Below are 12,617 nucleotides of genomic sequence, written 5' to 3'. Positions count from 1 at the left end.
AAATGGTTAGGTTTAGTTTGACTGTGGCACCAGCATGACAGCATCCGCCAGGATCTGCCCGTCTGCACCTTTTGTGGAAACTTCGACATAAGCCGCATTGCCTTTGCTCAATGTATAGGTCCCGATAGGAACCCACTCGCCCGAAGTCTGCCCGACAACTACAATATCCGACGTTTTCAGGCTTACATCCTTACTGGTTTTTCCGTCAAAAAAGGTGAGCGGATATTTCGAGGACAGGCCGGGTTGCTTGGGAAAATAATAATAGACGGTATAAGTGCCAGTGGCAGGTACTGCTGGCGTAAACCGTACGGTTTGCACCGTTTTGCCCGTACTATCCGATAACAGCAGCGAAGGTCCGTAACTACCGCGCTTGCCCGACTGCCAGTTACCTGTCACCTTCACATTTCCCTTACTTTCATTATCAACTACCACCTGCTGAATTTGGCCCGTCGCAAGCGGGTCGGCGGCCAACTTTGCAATCAGCTTTTGCGTGTCTACTTGTTGCACAGGCAGTTTCGCATCAATCGCCATTACTGCAGCTGCGGCGGCCGATTGACCCAAAACCATAAACACCGGCTCCATCCGGATTGACCCGTAAGCAATGTGCGTAGCCGAAAGACATACCGGCACCAGCAGGTTTGTGCATTCCTTTTCTTTTGGAATAATAGCACGGTACGACACCGGATAAGGCCATAACGGGCCAATTTCTACATTGCCTTCATTCCGCGCCTGACCATCCACCACGAGGCGCTGAATGTTATGCGAATCCATCTGATAAGCTGCCATACCCACACCGTCTTTTACAATTTCCCTGCCCTGGCAATGCGCCTGTGTCATCACAAGCTCACCAACCATCCTGCGTGCTTCACGAATATAGAGCTGAGGCGACCAGTGGCCCGTTTCCACGTATTCGTCTTTGGGATAGCCCCATTTCAGCATTGACTCGCGCAGGTCCTGCGGCACACGCGGATCATGACCCATAAAGTAAAGCAGCCCTTTTGTATAAACTTCGTGCTCCTTGATAATCTTCCCGCGCGTAGCATAATCCGCATCAGGGTAGGCATGGTTCATGCCAATCATATCTGACGAAAAACCGTTTCTGTTATTGATATCCGTCTTATTATTGGGCATGCCACTCCAGATGAAATAATCATGGAGCGAGGTCCGGTCTGGCTGCTTCTGCATTAATCTGACAAGCAGCTCGAACCGTGTCGAATCATAGTTTTCCGGACGTGTGATATCAATGCGGTTTGCAGGATCGGACGTGAGGCAAATGCGGTAATTGTAGGCCTGCACTTTCTTATCCCCCGAGCCGGCTGGCACCAGCTTTTCACCGGACACGCCCCATAACAATCCGCTCCCGGGCTTGCCGGGCACTTTGTAGGGATCGATGCCGTGCGGGAGCTGGTGCCCTTCCATTACCTGCACACCATTATATGTTTCATTGAAATCCGCATTCGCTTCCCGGCCCACAACATAGGAAACACCCGCTTTCGCCATCAGGTCACCTTCGTAGGAGCAATCGATAAACATTCTGGCATTGATCTGCAGCTGATCCGCCGGCCCGGGTTTTTCACTGTTTTCCAAAATAATGGAAGTAATTGCCTGTTTGCTCTTTCGGGCCGAAACAATCCTGCGGTTGTAAGTCACTTTGATGCCGGCTTCGTCCAGGTACTGCTGCAACTGTTTTTTTGCTGCATGCGGCTCAAAGATCCATTGCTCAAACTTGCCGTAATGCTTGCCGAGCCGCCGGTAAAAATCAAGCGACAGTCCCGTGATCGCATATTTGTTTCCAATGTCCGTCTGCCCGAGACCACCGGAGGTCATCCCGCCCAGGTGCTCGCCCGGCTCGATCAGGATCACCGTTTTTCCCATTTTCTTAGCTGTGTACGCTGCAATCACGCCCGAGGCAGTACCACCGTAAATGCATACATCAGCTTGTTGGATGGCAGCTGGCTTGCTTTCCGGGCGGAACCCGGACAATATGGAGGCCAGTATACAAATACTTAATCCCACTATTTTTTTCATCCTGTTTTTTTTGGAATGTGGACACATTAACATGTTAGTAGCCCGGGTTCTGCTCCGATGCACTAATGGCCTTGTTATACAAAAGCTCCGAATTCGGGATCGGCCACAGCATATGTTTTTCAGCGATTACAATGTTTTTCACTTCCAGAATGCGCTGCTTGGCAATACCCAGTCGTTTCAGATCATTCCAGCGTTTGCCTTCATACATGGTTTCATAACCGCGTTCCTGCACTACTTTGTCAATGAAGGAAGCCAGGGTAGGAAAGTCCGTAAGCTTGAAATCCGTGGCGGATACGGCATTTGAGTTCAGCCCGTACGCACGGCGGTGCACCTTGTTAAGGCTTTCCAATGCCCCGGCAGTAACACCTTTGGCGGCACGTGCATCGGCTTCGGCATGGAACAGGAGCAAATCCGCATAGCGGTACCAGGGATAATCATTCCCGGCACCGGCAGTTGCCAGCGGATCGCGGTATTTGCGGAAGAGCATGGAAGTTGCTCCCAGACCAATGTCTACATTATACAGTATGTGCGGCTTGCGGAGATCTTTGAAATCCCAGTTTCTGATTACTGAGTTGGTGACAGAATCCGTGTATTGTGCATACACGCCCCCCGGTCCATAGTAGTTGTAGGGACCAATTTTCCGGTGCGCATAACTCACCAGTCCGAATCCCTGCTGACGCGAAAATTTGAAATAGAAAATCTCTTCACTTGTCGTGACTACTTCGGGTCCATAAATCTTTTGAAAATCCTCAGCAACAGCTACTTCCACAAGCGCGTATTTTTTTGAATCAATGACTTCCCTGGCCCTTGCTGCGGCCGATGCCCAGTCTTCCTGATACAGGTACACTTCTGAAAGGAGCGTTTTGGCAGCCCACTTAGTCGGCCTGCCAATTTCACCCGGGTTATCTGGCAGGTTTTGCTCAGCTTCGAGGGCATCAGCCAGAATGAGGGCATAAACGTCGGCCACACTTGCACGCGGAACATCCGCGATCGTCATGTTTTCCTCCGTGCGGAGCGGCACACCGGCCCAGTTGCGCACCATTGCAAAGTAGGTCAATGCACGCAGGTACTTGGCCTCAGCGACGAAAGATGCTTTTTCCGCATCGGTCATGGCGGTTCCTTTTGGTACGTTACTGATCACCAGGTTCGCATTCCGGATAGATTGGTAAAAGCTTGTCCAGATGGATCCCACGCGGTTGATGTTGGTGTTATCCAATCCCTGGTACAGGCTTACGGGCGTCTGCGTGCCGCGCGAGTTGCCGTAATCCGCGAGGCCTTCCAGCTGGGCCGGATAGTTGATCCCGACCCCACCATCTGAGCGCATGGGACCATATATGGCATTCACTGCCGCTTTGGCCTCAGCAGCTGTGTTGTAGAAGTTTTCGGAAGCGAGCGACTTGGGCTTTTCTTCCAGGAGATCCGAGCAGGACGAAAGCATGGCCGCCAGCATGAGGCAGGCTATTAATTTGTTCATATAAATATCTGATTCAAGATAAAACAGCTGATTTTAGAACCCGACCCTGATACCGACGGTGGTCGTCTTTGCGGTTGGATAAACATAATGGTCGATCCCCTGCACAAAAGAGTTGGAGCTGCCGTAGGAATTTACTTCCGGGTCATACCACGAATATTTGGTGAATGTGATCAGGTTTTGCCCGCTTACATAAATCTGCGCCTGACGCATCCATTTGATGTTCAGGCTTGACACTGGCAGGTTGTAACTTAGCTGAATGTTGCGGACACGCAGGTAAGAGCCGTCTTCCACAAAGCGGTTTGACATTTGTGCCTGGGACGAAGTTTTAATAATCGGGTACTTCGCATCAGGGTTGGCTGGCGTCCAGTGATCGAGGTAAATGTCGCGCGACATGTTGAGGGCCTGGCCGAAGTCATAACCCTGGCCCTGCGCACTCAGGTTGAAAATATCATTACCCTCCGAACCCTGCACGAAAATCGCCAGATCGAAGTTTTTAAAGGTCATGGACGAGTTGATCCCGTAAGTGAATTTCGGATTGGGATCGCCAATGATTTTCTTATCGCCTGTATCGCGTGTGCCATTGTTGTTAAAGTCCTCATAAGCGATCAGCCCCTTGTCGTCATATCCTTTTTCAACATACCCATAGAAAGAACCCACCGGAAAACCCTCACGAAGGATATTTACATTGTCGCTCACCGCCGCACCAATTTCCCGGCCCAGAATGTCGCTTCCGCCGTAAAGCTTGACAACCCTGTTTCTGTTGATGGAAAGGTTTCCGCCTAGGTTCCATTTGAATGCACCTTCCAGGACTGCCCCGTTGATGCCCAGCTCAAATCCTTTGTTCTGGATTTTGCCAATGTTCTGAACCGTGAAAGTATAGCCCAGCGATGAAGGGAGGGCGACGTTGTTGAGCAGATCACGCGTGTTTTTAATGTAATAATCGGCTGTCAGACTGATGCGGTTGTTCAAAATACCCAGGTCAATGCCGAAATCTGTCTGAGCTGTGGTTTCCCATTTCAATGGTCCTGCAAGGCGCTGGCCCGGCGCATACGATACGGCAAGCGCATCGCCAAAAACGACCTGACCCGATGCCAGCTGGTTCAGGGTAAAGTACGGATTAATGGAAGTATTTCCGGTTTCGCCGTAACCTACCCGCAGTTTAAGGTCTGAAATGAAGGGAATATTCCGGATAAACCGCTCCTCGCTGAGACGCCATGCCAGGGCCGCAGAGGGAAAGTACCCCCATTTCTGCCCTTCACTGTAACGGGAGGAACCATCGGCTCGGAAGCTGATCGTGGCCAGGATCTTGTCATTAAATGTATAATTGACCCGGCCCAGATACGAAAGCAGTTTCCAGTTGAGATAAGAAGAACTTGGCACCCCCTGTGTTGCCGCTGCGCCAATGTCGTAGGTTTCCTGATTATCACTGATAAAACCTGTTGCCGAGGTCCTGAAAGTAGTATTCGTAAAATCCTGGTATGTAAAACCAGCCACCGCGGAAATCCTGTGCTTTCCAAAATCTTTCAGATAGCTCACGGTATTTTCGCTTAGCAAACTCACGATTTCTTCCCGTCCCAATGTAGCAGAGCCTTTTGAATTAACAAACTGCGTGGTCGTGTAGGAATCTGTCCGGTCATTGGTCGTCTCCACACCCGCCAGTGTTTTGATCTGTAAGCCTTTCAAAGGTTCGAAAGTCACAGCCGCATTCGTCAGGATTTTATTGGAGCGTATTTTATCGGAATACCGGTATAAATAATTCAACGGGTTGATGATCACATTGGAACCCCAGGGGTAAGCTTCCGCCAGTTTGCTGTAACTGCCGTCTTCCAGGATGGGAGCAATGGTCGGATAGGCTGAAAGAATACCCGACATGAGCGTGCCGCCACGGTTTCCGCCTTCCGAATTCTTTCGGTCTGAATCAATGCGGCTCAGGATGGAGCTGAGCTCGAATTTGAACATCCTGCTGATATCCGAGCTTAGGTTAACCCGCAATGCATTACGCACATAATCCGATCCTTTGATAATCCCGTCCTGACTAAAATTACTTACAGATGCGGAAAAGCGCGTTTTTTCACTTCCGCCGCTCACGCTCAATGCATGGTTCTGAATGGGCGCGCTCTGGAAAACCTGGTCCTGCCAGTCTGTTCCCTCGCCAAAACTGTTGATTTGTTCCTGCGTAAAATGCGGGGCCAGTCCATCGTTGGCTGCCTGCTCATTATAAAAGTTTGCATATTCGGTGGCGTTCATCAGGTCGAGCTTTTTCCTGATTTTCTGCACTCCATAATAACCGTCGTAGTCCACGGTAATTTTGCCTGCTTTGCCGCGCTTGGTTGTGATCAGAACTACCCCGTTTGCGCCACGCGAGCCGTAAATGGCCGTAGCAGATGCATCTTTCAACACTTCAATGGATTCAATATCGGCATTGTTGAGCAGCGTAGGATTACCTGAATAGGGAAAGCCGTCGACTACATAAAGCGGCTCATTGCTGCCCTGGATAGAGTTGGTTCCACGCACACGCACGCTGATGGGGCTGCCGGGCGCACCTGTATTTTGAGAGACATAAACGCCCGCCGCACGTCCGGCCAATGATTGCACCAGGTTCGTCACCGGATATGCATTCAGCTCAGCCGACTTTATGGATGCCACAGACCCGGTGAGGTCGCTTTTTTTCACCTGACCATAACCAATGACCACAATCTCCTGCAATGATTTGTCTTCCAATGCCATGCTTACCGTCAGTGCTGACTGTGTGCCCAGCACCACTTCCTGCGATTGGTAACCCACAAAGCTGAAAACAAGTACTGCGTCAGATGCTGGATCGGGAATGTCGAGCTGAAAAACTCCTTCCCCATCGGTTGAAGTACCGGTTTGTGTACCTTTCAGTACCACGCTTACGCCCGGGAGGCCTTTCTGGGATTCGTCCAGCACTTTTCCCGTAACCGTTTTCTTCGGGGAGGCAGAAGGAGCTGGAACATCCGGCATACTGCCCTGCCGTTTCAGGATGATAATGTTTCCCGAAACTTCATATTCGAGGGTTAAGGGCGTGAGCACATGGTCAAGTACTTCATATAGCGGCCTGTTTTGCATGTTCAGCGTCACTTTCCGCATCGACTGAATAAGCTTTGAGCTAAATACGAATCTCACTTCGACCTGTTTTTCAATCTGGCTCAGCACTTTCCGGATTTCAGCACCCGAGGCGGATACTGAAATTTTCTGCGATAAAAGTGATTGCGCGCTGCCCTCACGCGCATAACCGGTTCCGAGACATAAGAGGGCGAACATGAGTTGAATGGCTGTTATTCTCATCGTCCACAAGAGCACCTTTCGGTACATCAATGTTTTTTTCATAGATTTGAACGTTTTGTTTTTTAGCAAAAAATTGGCAAAACAAACCCCTGCCTTCTTTTTGAGAAGGTTTATGACGCCAATCATTCAGGGGATTCATGAGCCGGTGATGCGGGAACATCGCCGGTTCTTTTTCAGGCGGGGCGGATCAATCAGTTCGGGCTGTTTGCATATACAAGGTTTATCAGGTTAGTTAATTTTTGCATCCTTTGCTCTGAACGATAATCTGCCCGTCCACGATTTCATAAGTGGCCTCTACGGCCAGGCATATAATCGTCAGCTTTTCGTGTAATGTCTGCGTGTCCAGCTTTGCGGTGAGCGGACAATCTGCAAGCAGGTTTTTATCATAGCGGATTTCGATCCCATAAGCCTTTGCAATGGTATCAAACGCCTCACTGACGGGAACATCCTCAAACTCGAAGTGAAGTGCGGCCACATCAGACGTTACGATCTTGGGGTCGGCGACCAGCGTTTTGACCAGCCTTACCTCATTCTTTTCAAAAATCACTTTCTGATTGGGAGACAATATCATCCCGTTTGCTTCATGGCGGTCGTTCAGCGTCTTGAAAGCCTTTCCGAGTGCAGAAACAGACACCAAACCTGTTTTTACCTCCACTGTCACCTCACGGCTTGACGGGTAGGCTGTAATCAGAAAACTGGTGCCCAGTACTTTGGTAACAAGCTCACCGGCATACACGATAAAGGGCCTTTCAGGCGCTTTTTTAATATCAAAGAAAGCTTCGCCAACCATGGTAACTTCACGCACGGAGGAATTAAAATGCTCGGGATAGGTAATGCGACTGCCTTTCATTAACGTAATGCGGCTGCCATCGGGCAGGGAAATAAGCATAGGAGAAACGCCATGATTGGTCCGCTCCACCATGGCTGTACCTTTGTGGCTGCCGGCAATTCCGGTCGTTTCGCTTACAGGTGTGACGTTATGGCCGGCTATCTGGCGGTTAACGATCCAGCCCACTACCAGCAACAGCAGCACGGATGCAGCAACCCGGATCCAGGCAGTTTGGCCCATGTAATATTTGATGTTCCATTTGCGCCTGTGCGGTTCAAGCGCTTCCGCGCGCTGCAGTGTGGAATCCACGATTGCCTGTATCTCCTGTTCGGAAAGGCTGTGCTCTGTAATTTGAATGGATTGTACGAGCTGACGGGCCTGGTGCACCACCTGCGTCCTCGAAGGATTTTTTGCAAGCCATGCATCCCATTCCGCATGGTTCTCCCGCGTGGGATGAAGCACCCACTGGCGGAAATACTCGTCCCATACAAAGTCGTCAACTTCAAAGTTCTTATAGTGCTCCATTACACGATAAATGCGTCTGAACCACTATAGACAAAATCAGGGGCGGGATACCAAAGGTTTATTAAATTTTTTCTTTAAAAAGAAAAAAACATGAAGCCTTATGCGTAAAAGCAAAATGCAATTAACGCTGACACAAGATGCCAGCTTTTTCGGAGCTGCTTTAAGGCGATCTGAAGCAGATTGGAAACTGTCTGAGGGGAGATGTTCATGATCCGGGCAATCTGGTTGCGGTCGACTTCCTGAAAAAAACGCAGGTAAATCACCTCCTTCTGGCGTGCCGGCAACTGGTCTATAAAGTACTTCGCCCGCTGTGCCATCATCAGCGCAGATTCATTCTCAATGAAGTCTTCTTCCACCGAAAACGAGATGTCAAATTCCACGTCTTCTTCGTAAGCAGTGCTGTCCTGATGGAGACGGGTTTTGCTTGTCCGGTGCATATGACGCCGCAGCGAGGCCATCAGGTAAGGTTTTACAACCACATCTTCGGCCAGGTAAGCACGCCGCTCCCAAAGTGTCAGGAAAATATCCTGAATGCAGTCCTTTATAAATTCCTGGTCGCAGGAGAACTTGTTGCCATAATGAAAAAGAATCTGGAAGTGCCGGGACATGAGTTTGCCAAAAGCAGGCATATCACCTCCCAGAAACAGCTTCCAATCAGATAAGACATCGGGCGGATTAGCGGAGGAGAAGTCCTGCTTCATGAAACCTGCGGGTTAAAGGTTTCAAATTAACTACAATACATATACAAATCACAATAGTTTTTATTCAATTACTTCAAATGATCATTTTGATAATCATTAATCCAAATGAAATGAAAATAATGTACTTGCGAGTTGTATGGAAAATAATGAGATAAGAAGGAGATGGTACCGTAAAAGTTGATGTGGATACCACCTTTATGACAATACGTGCAACTTGTATTTTGTACAAAACAAAAAAGCACCTAGCAAATGAATGCTAAGTGCTTGATTTCACTGCTCCCGAAGCTGGGCTCGAACCAGCGACCCTCTGATTAACAGTCAGATGCTCTAACCGGCTGAGCTATTCGGGAGTGTTATCCGGTTATGTACTCGAATTGTGGTGCAAATCTAAGGAATGACTTTATTCAGTGCAAGCATCTTTTGTAAAAAAGTGTCAGCTCTGAACTTTTTGAAGGATTAACTCCTTGACTTTCTTTGCATCGCCCTTTGTAAAATTATTGATAATAATTTCCGGCCGCATCCTCGGAATGATCCGGATCGTCGCAAAAAAGAGTCCGCTGTCGATTTCCACACCTGAAATATCGCTGTAAAACACAAAATTATCAGAGCTGCGGAAAAGCTTCCGGACCTTAAAGGTCACTCCCTTGTCTCCAAAGGTAATTTCATCAGGAAAAAACGGGTTCATAAGCCCGCTGGCGCTGTATCGCTCGTTCATGTTATTCGATTTAGATATGTTACAAAGGTAAATACACCACCTTTTTCGTTTCAAAGAATTCTTCCCCAAAATAGTCGGAAAGGTTGTACACGTACGACTTCCTGTTTACTTCTGCCAGCTCCTCTTCCAGGTCTCCCCCTTTCAGGTACAGAATGCCGTTTTTCAGATCGTGATAGGAGTTGCGGCTGATGTTGTTTCTCACCCAATCAACAAATGGTGCCATCCGCGTCACGGCCCGGCTTACCACAAACTCATAGTAGTCTGTGAGCTTTTCGGCCCTCACCTGCTCAGCCCTCACATTGTCCAACTGCAAAGCCTGGGCCACTTCCTGCACAACCCTGATTTTTTTGCCGATACTATCTACCAGGTGAAACTGGGCTTCCGGGAAAAGAATGGCCAGCGGTATTCCGGGAAAACCACCCCCTGTACCCACATCCAGAATATTTGTTCCGGGCCGGAATGCCTGCACTTTGGCAATACCCAGCGAATGCAGTACATGCCGCTCATACAATGTTTCAATATCCTGACGGGATATAACGTTGACCTTCGCATTCCAGGAGGTATACAGCTCATCCAGTTGTGCAAACTTATCAAGCTGGGTTGCGGAGAGGTCCGGAAAGTACTTTTTAATCAATTCCATGTTTTCCGGTTTTTTTTCTGGGTGAAGGTTACAAAACCAAATATCAGGTAGTAAACAAACAAGGCAAAATCCATTGCAAAGCAGCTAAACCATTCTACCGTTTTTGCCAGTTTGTTGTTGATTGTCAATAATAAGCTCCATTGCAGGATCCAGCGTATACCCAGGATCGCACCAAGTATTTGCAAGCTGAAAAAATCACGGGTTACAATACCTGCTGCCAGGGTAGCAATCGCCAGGATCCATACGGCAATATGCGCTCCGGAGAGGGCGCCGAGCAATATTTTGTTGGACAACTTATAATACCTGCTGACTGCAAGGTGCCTGCGTTTCTGATTATACCAGGTGCGCCAGGTCAATTTCGGTTTGGAGTAAACAAACGAATCCGCTTCGACGGAAATCGTGGTATTAGAGGAAGTGGATACTTCATTGAGAAACAGATCATCATCCCCGCCGTAAACCGCCTTGTGCGTATAAAAACCTTTGTTTGCAAAAAACAGCGACTTACTGTATGCAATATTGCGCCCCACCCCCATGTAGGTGCGCCCTGCTAGTGCAAATGAAAGATACTGTACAGCGCTATAAAACGTCTCGCACCGGATAAACCAGTTGAGCAGTCCTTTTGATTTGAAGTAAGGGGAAAAGCCCAGTACGATATCCTTTTCACCGGCAAAACAGGAGGTCATGGCGGTGATCCAGTGTGGAGACGCAGGCCGACAGTCGGCATCGGTCATGAGTGTTACCGGATATTTGGCCTGCTTCATACCGACCGTCAATGCATACTTTTTGGGTGTAATATGCGGAAACTGATCATTGATGCGAATGTACCGAATATGTTTCCAGTTGAAAATATTCTCCCGGATATACTCCTCACTGCCATCATCAGACCGGTCGTCGAGCAGGATTACTTCAAATACCGGATACTCCTGAGCGTCCAGCATGGGAAGGAGTTCGGTCAGGTTTTCTCTCTCATTCCAGGCACATACCAGCACCGTAACGCCGGGAGCTGTGCTTCCATAGTTGCTGCTTTTTGTATAAAATGCCAGTCGGGTAAAAAAGTAGAGGTAATAGAATATTTGAATAAGCACAAACGCCGCCAGCGCATACAGTAGATATTCGGCCACAACAGAAGAGAGGTATGTAAAATTATTTCATATTCATGCAAATATAAGGTCATTGCCAGGAATGTTAGAGGGATACCTCCTATTTTTGCAGATCAGCAATTTAAAACCTTTTAATGAAGTTTACCCTAAAAAGTAAAGACCCTCAGTCGAAGGCGAGAGCCGGATTTATTGAAACGGATCACGGGATTATTGAAACCCCCATATTTATGCCTGTGGGTACAGCCGGAACCGTAAAGGCAGTGCACCAGCGTGAGCTGAGGGAGGATATCGGAGCACAGATCATCCTTGGAAATACCTACCACCTGTACCTTCGCCCCGGAACAGAAATCCTTCACAAAGCGGGCGGCCTGCATGCATTCAACGGCTGGGACAGACCTATCCTGACAGACAGCGGAGGCTACCAGGTGTACTCCCTGGCAGGCACGGGGAGGAAAATCAACGAAGAAGGTGTGGTTTTTAAGTCACATATTGACGGAGGCGTTCACACCTTCACGCCCGAGAATGTAATGGATATTCAGCGCGTCATCGGAGCTGATATCATCATGGCTTTTGACGAATGTACCCCGTATCCCTGTGATTTCGGGTACGCGCGGAAATCCATGGAAATGACACACCGGTGGCTGGCAAGATGCTGTGAAAGATTTGACAATACAACGCCACTCTATGGTCACAGCCAAACGCTTTTTCCGATTGTACAGGGTAGTGTCTATAAAGATCTTAGGAAGCAATCTGCAGAAACAATCGCTTCGTTTGGTCGTGAGGGTAATGCCATCGGCGGCCTCTCCGTGGGGGAGCCGGCCGACATTATGTACGAGCTGACGGAAGTGGTTTGTGACATTCTTCCTGCCGACAAGCCCCGGTACCTGATGGGTGTCGGAACACCGGCCAATATCCTCGAATGCATTGCGCTAGGCGTAGATATGTTCGACTGCGTGATGCCTACCAGGAATGCCCGTAATGGCATGATTTTTACAACAGAGGGAATCGTCAACATCAGGAATGAAAAGTGGAAAGATGATTTCTCACCGCTTGATCCGGGGCTCGACGGCTATGCAAGCTCTTTTTATAGTAAGGCATATCTAAGGCACCTGGTTAAATCAGGTGAAATGCTGGGCGCACAAATTGCCAGTATTCACAATCTGACCTTCTATCTCTGGCTGGTACGTACCGCACGGGAGAAGATCATGGAGGGCAACTTTACCTTATGGAAAAAGGAAATTGAAAAAAAGTTGAATCAACGCCTTTGAAAGTTCGGTAAAGGGAGTTTTTTTGAAAAAT

At 48.7% G+C, this 12,617-nt stretch carries 9 protein-coding genes and 1 tRNA gene; 1 reads left to right on the top strand and 9 read right to left on the bottom strand.

Annotated features, from left to right (window positions below; genetic code table 11):
* Positions 1-12 precede the first annotated feature (12 nt).
* The 9 genes from HWI92_RS21225 to HWI92_RS21185 form a co-directional block, all read right to left on the bottom strand.
* Positions 13-2,028 carry an FAD-dependent oxidoreductase gene (locus HWI92_RS21225; RefSeq protein ID WP_204659015.1) on the bottom strand — a complete coding sequence of 672 codons (2,016 nt, stop codon included), beginning with the start codon at positions 2,026-2,028 and terminating at the stop codon, positions 13-15.
* 34 nt (positions 2,029-2,062) lie between these two features.
* Positions 2,063-3,502, bottom strand: a complete 1,440-nt coding sequence (locus HWI92_RS21220) for a RagB/SusD family nutrient uptake outer membrane protein (RefSeq protein ID WP_204659013.1) — start codon at positions 3,500-3,502, stop codon at positions 2,063-2,065.
* A gap of 33 nt (positions 3,503-3,535) precedes the next feature.
* The gene (locus HWI92_RS21215) at positions 3,536-6,850 is read right to left on the bottom strand and encodes a TonB-dependent receptor (RefSeq protein WP_229248413.1); all 3,315 of its coding nucleotides are present in this window, start codon (positions 6,848-6,850) and stop codon (positions 3,536-3,538) included.
* 190 nt (positions 6,851-7,040) lie between these two features.
* Positions 7,041-8,162, bottom strand: a complete 1,122-nt coding sequence (locus tag HWI92_RS21210) for a FecR family protein (RefSeq protein ID WP_204659011.1) — start codon at positions 8,160-8,162, stop codon at positions 7,041-7,043.
* A gap of 98 nt (positions 8,163-8,260) precedes the next feature.
* Positions 8,261-8,863, bottom strand: a complete 603-nt coding sequence (locus tag HWI92_RS21205; protein WP_204659009.1) for an RNA polymerase sigma factor — start codon at positions 8,861-8,863, stop codon at positions 8,261-8,263.
* Positions 8,864-9,139: 276 nt separating this feature from the next.
* Positions 9,140-9,213 (bottom strand) — tRNA-Asn (locus HWI92_RS21200).
* A gap of 83 nt (positions 9,214-9,296) precedes the next feature.
* Positions 9,297-9,578, bottom strand: a complete 282-nt coding sequence (locus HWI92_RS21195; protein ID WP_204659007.1) for a hypothetical protein — start codon at positions 9,576-9,578, stop codon at positions 9,297-9,299.
* A 19-nt stretch (positions 9,579-9,597) separates the two neighbouring features.
* Entirely contained in the window at positions 9,598-10,218 is a 621-nt protein-coding gene (gene rsmG, locus HWI92_RS21190) for a 16S rRNA (guanine(527)-N(7))-methyltransferase RsmG (protein ID WP_204659005.1), read from the bottom strand.
* Positions 10,209-11,339, bottom strand: a complete 1,131-nt coding sequence (locus HWI92_RS21185; RefSeq protein ID WP_204659003.1) for a glycosyltransferase — start codon at positions 11,337-11,339, stop codon at positions 10,209-10,211. Before HWI92_RS21185 ends, rsmG begins: the two co-directional genes overlap by 10 nt.
* Before the next feature lie 113 nt (positions 11,340-11,452).
* Between HWI92_RS21185 and tgt the strand changes: the two genes are divergently transcribed.
* Positions 11,453-12,586, top strand: coding sequence for a tRNA guanosine(34) transglycosylase Tgt (gene tgt, locus HWI92_RS21180; protein ID WP_204659001.1), 1,134 nt, complete (start codon positions 11,453-11,455; stop codon positions 12,584-12,586).
* Positions 12,587-12,617: the final 31 nt, after the last annotated feature.

The organism is Dyadobacter sandarakinus, from assembly GCF_016894445.1.
In the GTDB taxonomy this organism is placed as follows: Bacteria; Bacteroidota; Bacteroidia; order Cytophagales; family Spirosomataceae; genus Dyadobacter; species Dyadobacter sandarakinus.
Note: the sequence above shows the minus strand (reverse complement) of the source record. Positions and strands in the feature narration are given on the sequence as shown.